Here is a 16,240-nt window from a genome sequence, read left to right as displayed (position 1 = left end):
CCGGCAAGGAAATTCCAAGGGCGGCACGAAAGCTGAAACACAAGCGCGCCAAGGCGACATTCAAACGAAACATATGTGATGCAAAAGTCACACCGGACGAAATGGCGACAAAAGGCACCGAAACACCCCGAATCAGCCGCATTCCGGCCACGAAGCGACGGGTTTTCGACCAGAAATTAACATCCCGTTCACTGAGTATTCACGCTTCGATGCTATCGTTCCCGCAATTCGGAAGGGACATCCGAAAATCGGGACAGGGACCAGGTAAAATGAACTTCCTCATGCACCTCATCGGCTATGTCGCCGCCATCCGCGAATTCGTCGCGCCGACCTATCGGCCCGAGCGCTATTACATGCGCGGCCCCGGTCCGGCCTGCGCCCGTCGCGGCACGTCGCTGGGTGCGCACTGACCATGACCTTCGAAAGCCGCCACAACAGCCGCATCTGCAGGCCGGGCATCGAGACCCGCGCCACCGCCTATCGCCCGACTTTCACCGACAGACGGCGAGTCCCGCACGCAAGCGCGCTCTAGCATGCGCGATGGGCCTAACCTGTTGCGAACTTGGTATGTCCACAACGGGTCGTAAAGCGAACTTGGCTCACTTCCGGAGAGCGGACATTACGAGCCGCTTGACCTATGTCCGCTTGCGGGCACGAACATAAAGGCCGGTTTCGACCATTGCGGAATTCAACATCAACCGCGAGCAATCGGCCTAGGTGTTCTCCATTGTATGGCTTAGACTCGCCGCATGGGACTATTGACCTTCAGCATCAACGTTACCCTGGATGGCTGCGTCGACCACAAGGAGGGCATTGCCGACGACGAGACGCACGCCTTCTTTACCCGCCTTATGGACGAGGTCGGGGCGATGCTGTGGGGTCGCGTCACCTACGAGATGATGGAGAGCTACTGGCCGGCAGTCGCCCGCGGCGACGAGGAGGCGCCGCCGGCGATACGCGAGTGGGCGGTCAAGCTGGAGTCCAAGCCGAAGTACGTAGTGTCGTCGACGCGAAAGTCCTTCCCGTGGACCAACAGCCACCACATCGCCGGCGACCTCCGCAGGGGCGTGCAGAGGCTCAAGGACGCGACCCCGGCGGGCGTGCTCCTCGGTAGCGGCAAGCTTGCGACCGAGCTGGACCGGCTGGATCTAATCGACGAGTACAAGCTCCTCGTCCACCCTAGCATCGCCGGCCACGGTCCGACCCTCTACCAGAGCGGGCTGCCCAGCACACGACGGCTCGAACTGATCTCGGCCAAGCCGCTCCGCAACGGCGCGGTCGCCATGCATTACCGGCGCGCGCGCTGACTTATAGCAGCTTCTTCCCGCCCAGCTCACGGCCTGCGCGTCCTAGGAAGCCTTTCTCGCCGCGCAACACGGCACCCCCCTGTGTCTGCCGTGGGAGCTCGGTTGATCAGGCCGGAGACTTTGTGGGCAATGGCGGCTTTCCACCCCGAACGGTATCTCACGAGGTCCGCTTTTGGGCAGCGACCCCATCAAAGGCTTGGTCACGGCTTGCACAGCCTGTTCCCCAAAACCCTGAACCGCGCCCTGATCGGCCTTGCCTGGCTGGCGCGCATCGGCATGGTCCGCTCGCTGTCGCCGCTCGCCCCGCTGATGCATTGGGCGTCCAATCGTGGCCGAAGGCGGCCAGCTGAGGCTGATCCTGCGGCGCTGGAGCATTCTCGGCCTGCCATTGCCGATGTGGCTCTGCCCGCGCTCGACCTCCTTCGAGACCGTCGAGGGCGGAAAATTCCGCTTCCATGTCGAGATTTCACACCCGCTCACCGGCCTGATCGTGCGCTATCGCGGCTGGCTGAAGCCGGTGAGTTCACAGGGCTCGAGCGAGATCGTGTCGCCCGCCGTCTTGCCGAGTTCCAGGCAGCCCTGAACCGTGCACAGCGTCCAGCCATCACCGGTCGCGCCGGAGGCGGCGAGCAGGATTCGACGCTGCGCGCCCATCTTGGGCGCATAGAGCCACCAGCCGTTTTTCAATATCGCACCTTCAGGTGGCTCCATGCCGGCCCCCGAGCCCTTGATGCGGGCTTCTATCACCTGCAGGCCGGACGGCGTCACCTTCCAGTCCTCCTCCCAGCGCGTCCGTTCCACCGAATGCGTCCAGGCCAGCGTGAAGGCGGCAACGCCAAGCGTCACCGTCTTGCCGGCGGCGAGGATGCACAGGCTCATGCGGTTCCTCGTTTGAGCAGGATCTCCTGCGAAAACCGGATCCCGTTTTTTGCGTTCGCTGACCTTTGGTTCGGGATCATGCCCTGGCCGGCGCCTGCCGGGCACGCCAGACATGCCAGCCAATCCAGGCCAGCGACAGCGCCCAGCCGGTCTCGTCGGTCAGCGGCACCGCCGCCACCAGCAGCACGCCGGCGGCGAAGGCGACGAGCCGCTCCCACCAGGCCATGCGCGCGGCAAGGAAGCCGACGGCGGCAGCGCCCCACAGCACGATGCCCATGCACGCCTTGAGAACGATGTAGGCGACCTCGACGGGATAGCCGAACTGCGCGGCGATCGGTCCGGCGTCCTGCAGCATCAAAGCCGGCGTATAGACCGCCATGAACGGCACGACGAAGCCGGCAATGGCAAGCTTGGTCGCCTGGATGCCGATCTTGAGGCCGCTCTCCCTGGCCATCGGCGCTGCGGCAAAGGCGGCCAGCGCCACCGGTGGCGTCAGGTCGGCCATGATGCCGAAATAGAAGACGAACATGTGGCTGACGACCAGCGGCACGCCGAGCGACAGCAGCGCCGGCCCGGCCAGCGACGAGGTGATGATGTAGTTGGGGATGGTCGGGATGCCCATGCCCAGCACCAGGCAGGTCAACATGGTCAACACCAGGGACAGAAACAGATTGTTCTCGCCGATCGAGATGATCCAGCCGATAAAGGTGGAGGCCACGCCGGTCAGCGTCAGCGTACCGATGACGATGCCGACGATCGCGCAGGCGATGCCCACCGGCAGCGCGTTCTTTGCGCCTTCAGCAAGAGAGTCGATGCAGATTTGCAGCGTCTCGCGGCCGCCCTTGAAGGCAAGGCAGGCAATGACGAGGGCCGCGATGACAAGGCTAAGGATGTTGACGCCGAATTTCATGAAGGAGGCGGCGGCAAGCCCGAGCGCCAGCCAGAAGACGACGCGGAAGGCGAGCGGCCCGATCAGCGCCGCCAGCGGCGTACCGAGGATCAGCACGATGGTCAGCGCGAGGCCCATCGTGCCGGCGAAGACCGGCGTGTAGCCGGCGAACAACAGGTAGATCAGTGCCGCGAGCGGCAGCACCAGCGGCCAGTGTTGTCGCACCGCGTCCCACGGGTTTGGCAGGTCCGCCTTGGCCATGCCGCGCAGGCCTGCCTTGCCGGCCTCCAGATGCACCTGCCAGAAGCAGGCGCCGAAATAGAGCAGCGCCGGGATGATCGCCGCCTTGACCACTTCGGCATAGGGGATGTTCAGCGTCTCGGCCATGATGAAGGCGACCGCGCCCATCACCGGCGGCATGATCTGGCCACCCATCGAGGACGTCGCTTCGACGGCGCCGGCAAAGGCCGAGCGGAAGCCGAAGCGCTTCATTAGCGGGATGGTGAACTGGCCGCTCGCCACCACATTGGCGACGCCGGAGCCGGAAATGGTGCCCATCAGCGCCGAAGACAGCACGCAGACCTGCGCCGGGCCGCCGCGCCAGGTGCCGACCAGCCCGAGAGCGAAATCGTTGAACAGCGCGATCATGCCGGCGCGTTCGAGGAAGGCGGCGAAGACGACGAAGATGAAGATATAGGCGGCCGAAACGTAGATCGGCGTGCCGTAAATGCCTTCGGTGCCGTAGGCGAAGGTGTCGACGAGCTGGGCGAAATCATAGCCGCGATGAATGAAGGGCGGCGGCAGATGATTGCCGACGAAGCAATAGGCGAGAAAGATGAAGGCGATGACCGCCAGCGGCAGCCCCATCAGCCGCCTGGCCGCCTCGAACACCAGCACCACCAGCACCGCGCCGACGATCAGGTCCGGCGTGGTCAGAAAGCCGGAGCGCCGGATGAGGTCGGTATAGAACACCCAGTTATAGAGGCCGGTGCCGAAGCCGAGCAGGCCGAGTGCCCAGAAGAAGGCTTTTGCCGGCAGGCTGGTGGCGCGCAGATTGGCGATCAGGGCGAAGCCGAGCAGCAGCAGGAAGCCGACATGCATGGCCCGCACCACCTGGCTCGGAAGGCTGCCATAGGCGGCGATGTAGATCTGGAAGGCGGAAAAGGCGACCGCGATGGCGAAGGCCGCCTTGCCGGCGATGCCGTCGCCGAAGCCCGGCGGCAACCCTTCGACCTGCTCTTCGCCCGGGGGGAGATGGGCGAGGGACGATTTGCCGTCGGCTATCGCTCCAGACGGTGTTTCGCTCATTGGATGCGCTCCCTAGCAGGCGAATTGCAGTGCCTCGCGAAGACATGTCGGATTGCCGCGATACCTTACTTCAACAGCCCCTTTTCCTTGTAATAGCGCTCGGCTCCCGGATGCAGCGGCACCGGCATGCCATCGAGCGCCTTGGCCGGATTGATCGCCTTGGCGGCGGCGTGCGCGGCGGCGAGCTGGTCGAGATGCTCGAACAGCTGCTTGGTCATCTGGTAGGCGGTCTCATCCGAGACATCGGCACGGGTGATGAGGAAATTGCCGACGGCGGCCGTGGCGACATCCTCGCCCTGGCCTTCATAGGTGCCCTTGGGGATGACCACCGACAGATAGGGCGAGCCGATCCTGGCGACGTCTTCGGGCGGCACGGCAACGACAGTGATCGGCACGGAGGTGGCGAGGTCGCGGATCGAGGCGACACCCAGCCCGGCCGATTGCAGCGTGGCATCGAGCTGGCGGTTCTTGATCAGCTCCACCGATTCGGCGAAGGGCAGGTATTCGACGCGGCCGAGGTCCTCATATTTCAGCCCGGCGGCTGCGAAGATGGCGCGCGCGTTGAGCTCGGTGCCGGAGGCCGGCGCGCCGACCGACAGGCTCTTGCCCTTGAGGTCGGCGAGCGTCTTGATGCCGGACTCCTGGCTGGCGACGATCTGGATATAGTTGGGATAGATGGCGGCGATGCCGCGCAGCTTGTCGAGCTTGCCGGGGAAGCCGGCCTCGGCGTTGCCTTCGGCGGCCATCTTGACGGAATCGCCGAGCGCGAACGCGATCTCGCCCTTGCCTTGCTGCAGGAGGTTGAGGTTCTCGACCGACGCCTTGGTCGCCTGCACCTGCGTGCGGGCACCCTCGATGCCCTTGCCGTAGATTTCCGACAGCGCTACGCCGAGCGGATAGTAAACGCCCGAAGTGCCGCCGGTCAGCACATTGATGAATTCCTGCGCCTTGGCCGACGCCGCACCAAGGACAAGTGAAAGCGCCATCGCGCCGGCAGCAACGAATTTCGTTCTGAAATTCAACATCTGGTTTCCTCCCTGAAATAGTGGCCGCATCACCTCCCTGATGCGAAGAGAGGCGAGTTTAGACAGCGAAAGGGAAATGCCAACCCGCAATTCCACGCGTTAGACGAATGGTTGAGAGGTCGCCAAACACATACCCGCTTGCGCAAGGCGCGGCCGGAGCCGAAAGTTTTTTCCGCAACCTGTCGAAATCGGTCGCCGACGCGCGACATACGTTCGGCCCGCAACGAAGCGGCCTTCCAAACCACGGGAGAAGACCCATGCGATACATGCTTTTGATCAACAACGATGAAGCCGCGCTGGCGAACACGCCGGTCGAGAAAGCCCAGCAGATGAGCGCGGCCTACGCCGCCTATACCGAAGCGTTGAAGAAGTCCGGTGCGTGGCTGGCCGGCGAAAGGCTGCGCCCGACCCAGGCGACGACCTCGGTGCGGATCGCCGATGGCAAAACCAACGTTATTGACGGTCCCTATGCCGACACCAAGGAGCAGCTTGCCGGCTTCTACATGATCGAGGCGGCCGATATCGATACCGCCATCGACTGGGCGGCGCGCTGTCCGGCGGCCAGCACCGGCACGGTCGAGTTGCGGCCGATCTGGGAAATGGCCGACTATATGCCCAAGAAATGACGGCGTGATGGACAGTCGCCCGGATATCGCCCGGGCGGCAGCCGAGGCCGCCGCCCGGGAAAGCTATGGCAAGCTGGTCGCCTGGCTCGCCGCGCGCACGCGCGACGTCGCCGCCGCGGAGGATGCGCTGGCCGACGCCTTCGCGGCGGCGCTCGAACGCTGGCCGCTCACCGGCGTGCCGGAAAAGCCGGAAGCCTGGTTGCTCGCCGTAGCCAGGCGGCGGCGTGTCGATGCGGTGCGGCGGCGGCTGACCAGCGAAGCCGGCCGTGACCATCTCAAGCTGATTGCCGAGGAAGCGGAGGCACGCATGACCGACGAGGACCTGCCGGACGAACGATTGCGGCTGATGTTCGCCTGCGCTCATCCGGCGATCGAAGCCGGCGTGCGGGCGCCGCTGATCCTGCAGACCATCCTCGGTTTCGATGCCGCGACGATCGCTTCCGCCTTCCTGCTCTCGCCGGCCACGATGGGCCAGCGCCTGGTGCGCGCAAAGAGTCGCATCCGTGAGACCGGCATTCCGTTCCGCGTGCCGGAGCGGACCGAACTCGGTGAAAGGCTGGACGCGGTGCTGGAGGCGATCTACGCCGCTTTCACGGAGGGCTGGTCCGATCCGGCCGGTACCGAGACGCGGCGCCGCAACCTCGCCACCGAAGGGATCTGGCTCGGCCGGCTGGTTGCCTCGCTGCTGCCGGACGAACCCGAGGCGCTGGGCCTGCTGTCGCTGATGCTGTTCGCGGAGGCGCGCCGCGCGGCGCGGCGCGACCCGGCCGGAGATTATGTGCCGCTTGCCGAGCAGGACCATGCATTGTGGGACCATGCCCTGGTCGACGAGGCCGAAGCATGTCTTCGCGGCGCCGCGACCAAGGGCGTCATCGGCCGCTACCAGCTGGAGGCGGCGGTACAGTCCGTCCATGCGGCGCGGCGGCTGACCGGCCGCACCGACTGGATCGCGATCCGCGCGCTCTACGACGCGCTGTTTTCGATCGCGGGCTCGCCGGTGGTGGCAATCAACCGCGCGGTGGCGATCGCCGAGACCGAGGGCGCGGTGGCGGGGTTGGCGGCTCTTTACGTACTGGGCGACGACAAGCGGCTCAATGACTACCAACCCTACTGGGCCGCGCGTGCCGGCCTGCTGGCCAGGCTCGGCCAGGGACCGCAGGCGGTCGAAGCCTATGATCGGGCGATCGGCCTCGAGCGCGATCCGGCTGTGCGCCGCTTCCTGCAGGAAAAACGCACCGCGCTCGTGCAGTGAGATCCCGGAGCGCGGGTGGCTTGTCGGTCCGTCCGTTCAGGCCGGCCACATCTCGTGCGATGTGTTGAGCGTCTTCATAAGCGGATGCTCCCGCAATCGCGCCCAGAGGCGCTCGATACCGGGCCAGGCCGCCCGCGCCATGTCGATGTCGGGATGCCAGGCCACCAGCATGACGAGATAGATGTCGGCCACCGACATCTTGTCGCCGGCGAGCCAGTCGCGGCCGCGCAAGGCGGCATCGACGACGGCAAAACCGCGATCCATCTCGGCGACCGCCGCCTGTTTCACCGCCTTCGTACCTTCGGCATCCGCCGTGTAGCGATGGGCATAGTAGAACCGCAGGATCGCCGGATAGAGGGCCGACGACATGAACGCCATCCAGCGCAGGAACTCGGCGCGCGCCGGTTCATCGACCGCCGGCGCCAGACCGGCCCGCGGGTGGCGCTCGGCGAGCAGGATGCAGATCGCCGCCGATTCGGTGATCGAGCGTCCGTCCGGCAAGATCAGCACCGGCACCTGGTTCAACGGGCTGATGGCGAGGAAGGCCGGATCGGGTGCCTCGGTCTTCGGCACGTCGATCTGTTCGAAATGCACATCGATCAGCGCCAGCGCCGCCTCGACGACGAAGCCGCCGCTGCCGGGACGTGTATAAAGCTTGTACATGGAATCCTCCCCGGCCAGTCGTGCGCGGGCCGGGGGTGATATGAACCGGAAGCAGGGTCGGCTCAAGCTGCGCGCAGGCGGCCACGAGGAGTTTTTCAGCGGGCCAGGCGCTCGCGGGAAGAACGCGAGGGTTAAGCCCCTAGCCCCTCGAATAGGATCGTCGACAAATACCGCTCGGCGAAGTCGGGGATGACCACCACCAGCGTCTTGCCCTTGTTTTCGGGCCGCGAGCCGACGACGATTGCCGCCTGCAGGGCCGCGCCCGACGAGATGCCGACCGGCACGCCCTCGAGGCGGGCAATCAGGCGCGCATTGGCGACCGAATCCTCGTTGGAGACCTTGACGATCTCGTCATAGACCGTGGTATCGAGGATCTTGGGCGCGAAGCCGGCGCCGATGCCCTGGATCTTGTGCGGGCCGGGCTGGCCGCCCGACAGCACCGGCGAGGCATCCGGCTCGACGGCGACGACATGCAGCACGGGCTTACGCTTCTTCAAGACCTGGCCGACGCCGGTGATCGTCCCGCCGGTGCCGATGCCGGCGACGAAGATGTCGATCTCGCCTTGGGTATCGTTCCAGATTTCCTCCGCTGTCGTCTTGCGGTGGATTTCCGGATTGGCCGGGTTTTCGAACTGCTGCGGAATGATGGCGTTGGGGATCGTCGCGGCCAGTTCGTCGGCCTTGGCGATGGCGCCCTTCATGCCTTTCGGCCCCTCGGTCAGCACCAGCTCGGCGCCGAGCAGCGCCAGCATCTTGCGGCGTTCGACCGACATCGTCTCCGGCATGGTCAGGATCAGCTTGTAGCCCTTGGCGGCGGCGGCGAAGGCAAGCGCAATGCCGGTATTGCCGGATGTCGGTTCGATCAACGTGGTCTTGCCGGGTGTAATCTTGCCGGCCGCCTCCAGCGCCTCGATCATCGACACGCCGATACGGTCCTTGACCGAGGCGATCGGATTGAAGAATTCGAGCTTGGCGACCAGATTGGCGACGATGCCCTTCTCCTTGGCGAACTTGTCGAGCCGTACCAGGGGCGTATCGCCGATCGTGTCGGTGATGGAATCGTAGATGCGGCCGCGGCCGGGCACGCGGGCTGAAGTGACGGGCTTGTTCATTGGTTTCGCTCCCTGGATTTCAGGCAATTGGCAGTAGCCGACAGAATAGGGCTTTCAGCCGCGCAAGATAGGCTGCGGCTGGAAAATATCCGAGTGGGCCCTGTGCTGAAAACGCCTGGACCCCGGAAAAGCATTCCTCGAAACAGCCGGGCCAGGGAATGGTTTGGTCGAAACGACCTACTGGCGAGCAGCGATCGCCGCCGCCGCGCCAACCATGAAGGCGCCGGCGGTGCGGTTCAGCACCTTGAGCGCGCGCGGCGACTTCAGGAACCAGCGCGCCTTGGCCGCCAGCGCCAGGTAAGGCACCAGCACGACGAACAGGACGACGAGCGTCAGCGCGATGAGAATGCCGTAATCGGCAAGCGTGATGGTCTTCAGGTCGACGATGGTCGGCGTGATGGCGAGATAGAAGATCATCGTCTTTGGATTGCCGAGCGTCACGGTGAGGCCGGCGATGAAGCTCGACAGCAAGCCGCCCTTGCCCTTCCTGGCTTCGATGGTTTCGGGCGTTATGCCGGCGGTCCAGAAGCGCCAGCCGAGGAAAGCGAGATAGGCGACGCCGGCCCATTTGATCGCCAGGAAAACCATGCCGAACTCCTGCGCGACGAAGGCCAGGCCCAGCACCACGGCGGTCAAATAAGTGAGATCGCCAAGCATCAGGCCGAAGGACATGGCGAGCGACGAGCGAAAGCCCGAGCCCAGCGCACGTGCGACGAGCGCCGTGACGCCGGGGCCCGGGATGGCGGCGGCGACGCCAAGCGCGGCGCTGTAGGCAAGAAATCCGGTGAGGGTCATGGATTCGGTCTCGGATGAGGGCGCTTCATCGCATATATCTGAATGGAATTGAATTTACTGAGGACTGGATTCGATTGCACCAGCTCCCTGTGAGACCTGGTGAGGGGGCCGGCGCTGCCAATAGACGGATCAGGACCGGCCGTCACTATAGGTCACGCGCCAGATTGTGCCGTTGCCGTCTTCGGTGACGATCAGCGCCCCGTCCTTGGCCACCGCGACGCCAACCGGCCGGCCCCAGACCTCGCCGTTGGAGACGACAAAGCCGGTCATGAAGTCCTCATATTCACCGGTCGGCTTGCCGTCCTTGAACTTGAGCCGCACCACCTTGTAGCCGGTCCTGTTGCCGCGGTTCCAGGAGCCATGCAGGGCCACGAAGGCGTCGCCTTGGTACTCGGCCGGAAAGCTTTTGCCATCGTAGAAAGCGATGTTGAGCGGCGCCGAATGCGCCTGCATCAGCACGTTGGGAATATCAGTCTTGCCGGCGAGGTCGGGACGCTCGCCCTTGTGGCGCGGGTCCTCATTGTTGCCGATGTAATACCACGGCCAGCCATAGAAGGCACCTTCCCTGACCATCGTCGCGTATTCCGCCGGCGTATTGTCGCCAAGTGCGTCGCGCTCGTTGACGACGCACCACAGCGCGCCGGTCGCCGGCTGCACGGTCATGCCCGAACAATTGCGCAGCCCGGTGGCGACGATGCGCCCATTCCTGCCGTCGGGGTCGAAAGCCCGCACCTCGGCCCGGCCCGCCTCGGAACCCCAACTGGCGCCGAGCGGCTTCGACTTGACCCAGGCGTCGAGCCCGCCTCTGGGTCTTTTGCCCATGTCCTCCGCGATATTCGAGCCGGAGCCGACGGAGAGGTAAAGTGTCTTACCGTCGGGGGAAAAGGCGATGTCGCGGGTCCAGTGGTGGCTCGAGGGGATGTCGTCGACAATGGTTTGCGGTTCGCCCGAGGCCTTCAGATCGCCATTGCGGTAGGCAAAGCGCACGATGCTGTCGCTGTTGGCGACATAGACCCATTGCGGGTCATTGCCGGGTGGATGGAAGGCGATGCCATAGGGCTGGTTGAGGCCGCCGGCGAAGATGCTTTTCTCCGCGGCTTTCGCGCTTCCGTTCGTCAGCCGATAGACACGGACCTGGTTGGCTTCGCTGTCGGCGACGAACAGGTCGCCGTTCGGCGCGACACGCACGACACGCGGATTGTCGATGCCGGACGCAACGAGTTCCGCCGAAAAGCCGGGCGGCAGTTGTGGCTTGGCGCCTTGCGGCCTCTCCGTGAGGCCGGCGCCGTTCGAGGCGGATTTGGTGACATAGGGTCTCGGCAGGTCTTCCGGCTTGATCAACCGGCGCACGCCGGGCTTATCCGCGCGCCAGTCGCCGAAGGCCGCCGGGCCTTTGAGCACGGGCCGGTCGGCCTGCTGGGCGAGAGCCGCGGTCGTGAGAAACAGTGCCGACATCGCCAGTCCGGCCAATCGCATCACTTCCTCCACCCGGTCGTGAAGGAAATTAACGATCGGCTTGTCCGTGGGTTCCGTCACGCACGGTGAGCAAACTTCCGGGATCAGGTCCCGGCAGCGTAGAAATCGTCGTCCAGGCGCTTTTCCAGTTCCACGAGATCGGCCGGCAACGGCAGGCCCATGGCGCGCATTTCCCGCAGTTTTTCGCGCAGCTGTTCCTGAATTTCGTGCTGGTCCTCCGGCTGGTTGACCATTTCTTCGAGCAGCAGGCTGATCTGGGCCTTGAATGATTCCAGCGCCATTCTTTTTCTCCTTTGCAGCCGGTCCTTCGGTGTCGCACCAAAGGTATGTCGAGATTCGGGTCAGGCCGAGTCGAAAACGGTGGCACCGGAAGCGCAGGTATCAGCCGTTTGCAGGCCGGCTTCACCCGAATATCAGTACACCTAGCGCAGCATGCGCGATATCAGCTGCGCCGTATAATCCACCATCGGCACGATGCGGGCATAGTTGAGCCGGGTCGGGCCGATGACGCCGAGCGCGCCGACGACGCGGGCGTCCTTATCGCGATAGGGCGCCACCACCAGCGACGAGCCCGATAGCGAGAACAGCTTGTTTTCCGAGCCGATGAAGATGCGCACGCCCGATCCCTCTTCGGCAAGGTCGAGCAGCTGGATCAAACCATCCTGCGTCTCCATGTCCTCGAACAGATGCCGCAGCAATTCGATGTCGGCCTGGGCGGTGACGTTTTCCAGCAGATTGGCGCGGCCGCGCACGATGAGCCGGGCTGGCAGGCCGCTTTCGGCGCCCGCCCATACAGCCAGCCCCTTCTCGACGAGGTCCTGCGACAGCGTGTCGAGCGCCGTCCTCGTCTCTTCCTTGATGCGGGCGATCTCGGTGCGCGCCTCGGCCAGCGTGCGGCCACGGATATGCGCGTTGAGGAAATTCGAGGCCTCGTGCAGTTGCGAGACGGTGATGCCGGCGGGCAGCTCGACGACGCGGTTCTCGACGTCGCCATTCTGCGACACCAGCACGGCAAGCGCCTTGGTCGGCTCCAGCTGGATGAATTCGATATGCTTGAGCGCCACCTCGTTCTTGGCGGCCAGCACCAGGCCGGCGCCGCGCGACATGCCCGACAGCATCTGGCTGGCCTCTGTCAGCATATGCTCCAGCGTCGCGCCCGAGCCGGAGGCCCGCACCTGCGCCTCGATTGTACGGCGCTCCTCGTCGGAGAGGTCGCCAAGCTCCATGAAGGCATCGACGAAGAAACGCAGGCCAGCCTGCGTCGGCAGACGGCCGGCCGAAATATGCGGCGCGTAGATCAGCCCGAGATGTTCGAGGTCGCTCATCACGTTGCGGATGGTAGCCGGCGACAGCGAGGACGGCAGGATGCGCGACAAGCTGCGCGAGCCCACGGGCTCGCCGTCCCTCAGGTAGGAATCGACGATGCGCCGGAAGATGTCGCGCGAGCGCATGTCGAGCGATTGAAGCGCGGGCGACTGCGACGCGGGATCGACTGGCTTGGTCATTTGGCCAAAAACCTCCGGTCCAAGGATATAGACTTCGGTGGGGCGCGCGCAACCGGTGTCTGTGTCCCGGGCTGTCTGTGTCGGATCACCTCGGTGTCTGTGCCAGATTACCCCGGGTGTCTGTGTCAGATCACCCCGGGTGTCTGTGTCAGATCGCCGGTCCGTTTTCCTTTGCGCGCTGCCCCCCTTGCGTCTAAAAGCCGGCCACGATTTCAAGAAACTGACAAGAAAGCAGGCCGAATGCGCCCCTCCAAACGCCAATTCGACGAAATGCGCGCCATCTCCTTCGAGCGCGGCGTCTCCAAACACGCCGAAGGCTCCTGCCTGGTGAAGTTCGGCGACACGCACGTCCTGTGCACCGCGAGCCTCGAGGAAAAGGTGCCGGGCTGGATGCGCAATTCCGGCAAGGGCTGGGTCACGGCGGAATACGGCATGCTGCCGCGCTCGACCGGCGAGCGCATGCGCCGCGAGGCCTCCGCCGGCAAGCAGGGCGGCCGCACGCTGGAGATCCAGCGCCTGATCGGCCGCTCCTTGCGCGCCGTGGTCGACCTGCAGGCGCTGGGTGAACAGCAGATCACCGTCGACTGCGATGTCATCCAGGCCGACGGCGGCACCCGCACCGCTTCGATCACCGGCGGCTGGGTGGCGCTCTATGATTGCCTGCGCTGGATGGAAGCCCGGCAGATGGCCAGCGTTTCGAAAGTGCTGAAAGACCATGTCGCGGCGATTTCCTGCGGCATCCATGACGGCCAGCCGGTCATCGACCTCGACTATGTCGAGGATTCCTCGGCCGGCACCGACGCCAATTTCGTCATGACCGGCAAGGGCGGCATCGTCGAGATTCAGGGCACCGCCGAGGGCGAACCTTTCTCCGAAGACCAGTTCGCGACGCTTATGGGCCTGGCCAAGAAGGGCATTTCCCGACTGGTCAGCCTGCAGCAGATGGCGGTCGCGTAGGGTTTAATGCCGAGCTTGAACGCCCCCCTCTGGCCTGCCGGCCATCTCCCCCTCGAGGAGGGAGATCGGATACCGTCTCGGCCTTCGCTGGTTTTCAGCGTTGCTGGGTGTGCAACAACATCGAAATTGCCAATCTCCCGCCTTGAGGGGGAGATGCCCGGCAGGGCAGAGGGGGGTGCCTCGTGACTCCCTCCGCCATCCTGGAATCGGCCCTCTACGTCACCGACCTTGACGCCGCTGAGCACTTCTACACCGACATCCTCGGCCTCATCCTCCTCGGCAAGGTCGACGGCCGCCACCTTTTCTTCCGCTGCGGCCCAGGCGTCCTGCTCGTCTTCAACGCCGAAGCGACCAAAATTCCGCCCGCACCGGACGCGAAGCTGAAAGTGCCGCCGCACGGCGCGGTCGGCGAGGGTCATCTGTGCTTTGCCGCCAGCGCCGCTGAAATCGACGGCTGGAGAACACATCTCCAAGCGAAGAAAATCGCCATCGAAAGCGAATTCGAATGGCCGCAAGGTGGCCGTTCGATCTATATACGCGACCCGTCGGGCAATTCGATCGAGTTCGCCGAGCCACGAATCTGGAGCCTTTGATGCATTCACCAAACCTCCATACACTCGATGGCAAGAAGATCGTCGTTGCCAGCCACAACGCCGGCAAGCTGCGCGAATTCGCCGACCTGATGGGTCCATTCGGCTTCGAGGCGAAGTCGGCCAAGGAGTATGGCCTGCCCGAACCGGACGAAACCGGCACCACCTTCGAGGAAAACGCCTACATCAAGGCCTTCGCCGCCGCGAAGGCGACCGGCCTGCCGGCGCTGTCGGACGATTCCGGCCTCTGCGTCGACGCGCTTGACGGCGCGCCCGGCATCTATACCGCCAACTGGGCCGAGACGCCGGAGGGATCGCGCGATTTCGCCATGGCCATGCAGCGCACCGAAGTCGCGTTGCAGGAAGTCGGCGCGGCCACGCCCGAGCGGCGCACGGGCCGCTTCGTCGCCGTCATCTGCCTCGCCTTTCCCGACGGCGAGGCCGAATATTATCGCGGCGAGGCCGAGGGCACGCTGGTCTGGCCGCCGCGCGGCGAGCTCGGCTTCGGCTACGATCCGGTGTTCTTGCCCAATGGCTTCGACAAAACCTTCGGCGAGATGAGTGCCGAGGAAAAGCACGGCTGGAAGCCAGGCCAGGCGACGGCGCTGTCGCACCGCGCCCGCGCCTTCCAGAAATTCGCCCAAGCTCGGCTTGATTCGGTCAGGCTTGGCTCCGCATGATCGGACCCGCAACCACCATGGCGCTCGACCGCAGTCCCGGCTTTGGCGTCTACGTGCATTGGCCATTCTGCGCGGCCAAGTGCCCCTATTGCGACTTCAACAGCCATGTCCGCCACCAGCCGGTCGACCAGGAGCGCTTTGCCGCCGCCTTCGAGGCCGAGTTGGCGACGATGCGCCAGCGCACCGGGCCGCGCGACGTGACCAGCATTTTTCTCGGCGGCGGCACGCCGTCGCTGATGAAGCCGGAAACGGTGGCCAGGGTTCTGGACGCGGTGGCCAGGAACTGGACGGTGCCCGATGGCATCGAGGTGACGCTCGAGGCCAACCCGTCCTCGGTCGAGGCGGAGCGTTTCCGTGGCTACCGGGCGGCGGGGGTCAACCGCGTCTCGCTCGGCGTGCAGGCGCTGAACGACAAGGATTTGCGCTTTCTCGGCAGGCTGCACAACGTCGAGGAAGCCTTGCACGCCATCGGGCTCGCGCGCGAAATCTTTCCGCGCCTGTCCTTCGACCTGATCTATGCGCGCCCCGGGCAGACGCCACAGGATTGGCAGGCGGAACTCGAACAGGCGATCGGCCATGCCGCCGACCATATGTCGCTTTACCAGCTGACTATCGAGGAAGGCACGCCCTTCCATGCGCTGCACGCGGCAAAGAAATTCGTCATTCCCGACAACGATCACGCCGCCGATCTCTACGCGTTGACGCAGGAAATCACATCGGCGCACGGCCTGCCGGCCTACGAGATTTCCAACCACGCCAGGCCGGGCGCCGAGAGCCGGCACAATCTGACCTACTGGCGCTACGGCGAATATGTCGGCGTCGGTCCAGGCGCGCATGGCCGCTTCGTCGAGAACGGCCATCGCGTGGTGACGATTGCCGAGAGAATGCCGGAGACCTGGGCCAATCTGGTCGAGGCCAAGGGCCATGGCATCACCGGCGGCGAACTCCTGACGCGCTCCGAAGAGGCCGACGAGTTTCTTTTGATGGGGCTCAGGCTCGCCGAAGGCATTGACCTCTCCCGCTACGAGGCGTTTTCCGGACGCGGCCTATCGAGCGCGCGGCTGTCGGTGCTGCAGGGTGAGGGGCTGGTGGCGCCGATCGGCAATGCGCGGCTGCGCGCCACGCCGGCCGGCATGATCGTGCTCGACGCCGTGGTGGCGGACCTGGCGCGCTAAA

The 16,240-nt window shown here is 64.8% G+C and carries 18 protein-coding genes; 9 read left to right on the top strand and 9 right to left on the bottom strand.

All coding sequences use genetic code 11. The annotated features are described in order from the left end of the window. Positions 1-269 precede the first annotated feature (269 nt). The 3 genes from FJ960_RS17770 to FJ960_RS17760 all read left to right on the top strand — a co-directional run bounded on the left by FJ960_RS17770 (position 270) and on the right by FJ960_RS17760 (position 1,890). Positions 270-410 (top strand): hypothetical protein, encoded by a 141-nt coding sequence (locus tag FJ960_RS17770; protein WP_140715685.1) that lies wholly within the window; start codon positions 270-272, stop codon positions 408-410. 339 nt (positions 411-749) lie between these two features. After that, positions 750-1,307, top strand: a complete 558-nt coding sequence (locus tag FJ960_RS17765) for a dihydrofolate reductase family protein (protein WP_140715683.1) — start codon at positions 750-752, stop codon at positions 1,305-1,307. A 394-nt stretch (positions 1,308-1,701) separates the two neighbouring features. Continuing rightward, entirely contained in the window at positions 1,702-1,890 is a 189-nt protein-coding gene (locus FJ960_RS17760; protein WP_246672869.1) for a DUF4166 domain-containing protein, read from the top strand. Here FJ960_RS17760 and FJ960_RS17755 read toward each other — a convergent pair. The 3 genes from FJ960_RS17755 to FJ960_RS17745 all read right to left on the bottom strand — a co-directional run bounded on the left by FJ960_RS17755 (position 1,803) and on the right by FJ960_RS17745 (position 5,408). Beyond that, positions 1,803-2,186 carry a DUF1850 domain-containing protein gene (locus FJ960_RS17755; RefSeq protein ID WP_140715681.1) on the bottom strand — a complete coding sequence of 128 codons (384 nt, stop codon included), beginning with the start codon at positions 2,184-2,186 and terminating at the stop codon, positions 1,803-1,805. The two genes, FJ960_RS17760 and FJ960_RS17755, sit on opposite strands and share 88 nt — an antisense overlap. Before the next feature lie 76 nt (positions 2,187-2,262). Then, positions 2,263-4,383, bottom strand: a complete 2,121-nt coding sequence (locus FJ960_RS17750; protein ID WP_140507042.1) for a TRAP transporter permease — start codon at positions 4,381-4,383, stop codon at positions 2,263-2,265. A 65-nt stretch (positions 4,384-4,448) separates the two neighbouring features. Continuing rightward, the gene (locus FJ960_RS17745; protein WP_140715679.1) at positions 4,449-5,408 is read right to left on the bottom strand and encodes a TAXI family TRAP transporter solute-binding subunit; all 960 of its coding nucleotides are present in this window, start codon (positions 5,406-5,408) and stop codon (positions 4,449-4,451) included. Positions 5,409-5,665: 257 nt separating this feature from the next. On the opposite strand from FJ960_RS17745, the gene FJ960_RS17740 reads away from it, so the two are divergent. Both FJ960_RS17740 and FJ960_RS17735 read left to right on the top strand, forming a co-directional pair. Further along, positions 5,666-6,034, top strand: coding sequence for a YciI family protein (locus FJ960_RS17740; protein WP_027142565.1), 369 nt, complete (start codon positions 5,666-5,668; stop codon positions 6,032-6,034). Between the two features lie 7 nt (positions 6,035-6,041). Next, a complete protein-coding gene (locus tag FJ960_RS17735; protein WP_140715677.1) occupies positions 6,042-7,286 on the top strand; it encodes an RNA polymerase sigma factor in 1,245 nt (414 codons plus the stop codon). A 36-nt stretch (positions 7,287-7,322) separates the two neighbouring features. Here FJ960_RS17735 and FJ960_RS17730 read toward each other — a convergent pair whose 3' ends face one another. The 6 genes from FJ960_RS17730 to hrcA form a co-directional block, all read right to left on the bottom strand. Continuing rightward, positions 7,323-7,949 carry a glutathione S-transferase family protein gene (locus tag FJ960_RS17730; RefSeq protein ID WP_140715675.1) on the bottom strand — a complete coding sequence of 209 codons (627 nt, stop codon included), beginning with the start codon at positions 7,947-7,949 and terminating at the stop codon, positions 7,323-7,325. A 131-nt stretch (positions 7,950-8,080) separates the two neighbouring features. Continuing rightward, positions 8,081-9,061, bottom strand: coding sequence for a cysteine synthase A (cysK, locus tag FJ960_RS17725; RefSeq protein ID WP_140507035.1), 981 nt, complete (start codon positions 9,059-9,061; stop codon positions 8,081-8,083). Positions 9,062-9,238: 177 nt separating this feature from the next. Further along, complete coding sequence (locus FJ960_RS17720; RefSeq protein WP_140715673.1) at positions 9,239-9,856, bottom strand: LysE family translocator; 618 nt, start codon at positions 9,854-9,856, stop codon at positions 9,239-9,241. A 129-nt stretch (positions 9,857-9,985) separates the two neighbouring features. Beyond that, entirely contained in the window at positions 9,986-11,332 is a 1,347-nt protein-coding gene (locus FJ960_RS17715; protein WP_181174268.1) for a sorbosone dehydrogenase family protein, read from the bottom strand. An 83-nt stretch (positions 11,333-11,415) separates the two neighbouring features. Continuing rightward, positions 11,416-11,613 (bottom strand): hypothetical protein, encoded by a 198-nt coding sequence (locus FJ960_RS17710; protein WP_015314792.1) that lies wholly within the window; start codon positions 11,611-11,613, stop codon positions 11,416-11,418. A gap of 141 nt (positions 11,614-11,754) precedes the next feature. Continuing rightward, positions 11,755-12,837, bottom strand: a complete 1,083-nt coding sequence (gene hrcA / locus FJ960_RS17705; protein WP_140715671.1) for a heat-inducible transcriptional repressor HrcA — start codon at positions 12,835-12,837, stop codon at positions 11,755-11,757. 240 nt (positions 12,838-13,077) lie between these two features. On the opposite strand from hrcA, the gene rph reads away from it, so the two are divergent. From rph to hemW, 4 genes are all read left to right on the top strand, one after another. Then, on the top strand, positions 13,078-13,794 hold the full coding sequence (rph, locus tag FJ960_RS17700) for a ribonuclease PH (RefSeq protein ID WP_027142558.1): 717 nt from the start codon (positions 13,078-13,080) through the stop codon (positions 13,792-13,794). Between the two features lie 182 nt (positions 13,795-13,976). Next, positions 13,977-14,387 carry a VOC family protein gene (locus FJ960_RS17690; RefSeq protein WP_140715667.1) on the top strand — a complete coding sequence of 137 codons (411 nt, stop codon included), beginning with the start codon at positions 13,977-13,979 and terminating at the stop codon, positions 14,385-14,387. Continuing rightward, positions 14,387-15,064 (top strand): RdgB/HAM1 family non-canonical purine NTP pyrophosphatase, encoded by a 678-nt coding sequence (gene rdgB / locus FJ960_RS17685; protein ID WP_140715665.1) that lies wholly within the window; start codon positions 14,387-14,389, stop codon positions 15,062-15,064. Before FJ960_RS17690 ends, rdgB begins: the two co-directional genes overlap by 1 nt. Further along, positions 15,061-16,239: a radical SAM family heme chaperone HemW gene (gene hemW, locus FJ960_RS17680; protein WP_140715663.1), complete on the top strand. Its 1,179-nt coding sequence runs from the start codon at positions 15,061-15,063 to the stop codon at positions 16,237-16,239. The genes rdgB and hemW overlap by 4 nt, the downstream gene beginning before the upstream one ends. Position 16,240 lies beyond the last annotated feature (1 nt).

The sequence above is a fragment of the Mesorhizobium sp. B2-3-11 genome, from assembly GCF_006442215.1.
Classification (GTDB): domain Bacteria; phylum Pseudomonadota; class Alphaproteobacteria; order Rhizobiales; family Rhizobiaceae; genus Mesorhizobium; species Mesorhizobium salmacidum.
This window is presented reverse-complemented; position numbering and strand designations above follow the sequence as displayed.

What these genes read in the sequence shown, in the direction of transcription:
- FJ960_RS17770 (WP_140715685.1), top strand. Translation starts at nt 270, where the DNA reads ATGAACTTCCTCATGCACCTCATCGGCTATGTCGCCGCCATCCGCGAA.
- FJ960_RS17765 (WP_140715683.1), top strand. Translation starts at nt 750, where the DNA reads ATGGGACTATTGACCTTCAGCATCAACGTTACCCTGGATGGCTGCGTC.
- FJ960_RS17760 (WP_246672869.1), top strand. Translation starts at nt 1,702, where the DNA reads ATGTGGCTCTGCCCGCGCTCGACCTCCTTCGAGACCGTCGAGGGCGGA.
- FJ960_RS17755 (WP_140715681.1), bottom strand. Translation starts at nt 2,186, where the DNA reads ATGAGCCTGTGCATCCTCGCCGCCGGCAAGACGGTGACGCTTGGCGTT.
- FJ960_RS17750 (WP_140507042.1), bottom strand. Translation starts at nt 4,383, where the DNA reads ATGAGCGAAACACCGTCTGGAGCGATAGCCGACGGCAAATCGTCCCTC.
- FJ960_RS17745 (WP_140715679.1), bottom strand. Translation starts at nt 5,408, where the DNA reads ATGTTGAATTTCAGAACGAAATTCGTTGCTGCCGGCGCGATGGCGCTT.
- FJ960_RS17740 (WP_027142565.1), top strand. Translation starts at nt 5,666, where the DNA reads ATGCGATACATGCTTTTGATCAACAACGATGAAGCCGCGCTGGCGAAC.
- FJ960_RS17735 (WP_140715677.1), top strand. Translation starts at nt 6,042, where the DNA reads ATGGACAGTCGCCCGGATATCGCCCGGGCGGCAGCCGAGGCCGCCGCC.
- FJ960_RS17730 (WP_140715675.1), bottom strand. Translation starts at nt 7,949, where the DNA reads ATGTACAAGCTTTATACACGTCCCGGCAGCGGCGGCTTCGTCGTCGAG.
- cysK (WP_140507035.1), bottom strand. Translation starts at nt 9,061, where the DNA reads ATGAACAAGCCCGTCACTTCAGCCCGCGTGCCCGGCCGCGGCCGCATC.
- FJ960_RS17720 (WP_140715673.1), bottom strand. Translation starts at nt 9,856, where the DNA reads ATGACCCTCACCGGATTTCTTGCCTACAGCGCCGCGCTTGGCGTCGCC.
- FJ960_RS17715 (WP_181174268.1), bottom strand. Translation starts at nt 11,332, where the DNA reads ATGCGATTGGCCGGACTGGCGATGTCGGCACTGTTTCTCACGACCGCG.
- FJ960_RS17710 (WP_015314792.1), bottom strand. Translation starts at nt 11,613, where the DNA reads ATGGCGCTGGAATCATTCAAGGCCCAGATCAGCCTGCTGCTCGAAGAA.
- hrcA (WP_140715671.1), bottom strand. Translation starts at nt 12,837, where the DNA reads ATGACCAAGCCAGTCGATCCCGCGTCGCAGTCGCCCGCGCTTCAATCG.
- rph (WP_027142558.1), top strand. Translation starts at nt 13,078, where the DNA reads ATGCGCCCCTCCAAACGCCAATTCGACGAAATGCGCGCCATCTCCTTC.
- rdgB (WP_140715665.1), top strand. Translation starts at nt 14,387, where the DNA reads ATGCATTCACCAAACCTCCATACACTCGATGGCAAGAAGATCGTCGTT.
- hemW (WP_140715663.1), top strand. Translation starts at nt 15,061, where the DNA reads ATGATCGGACCCGCAACCACCATGGCGCTCGACCGCAGTCCCGGCTTT.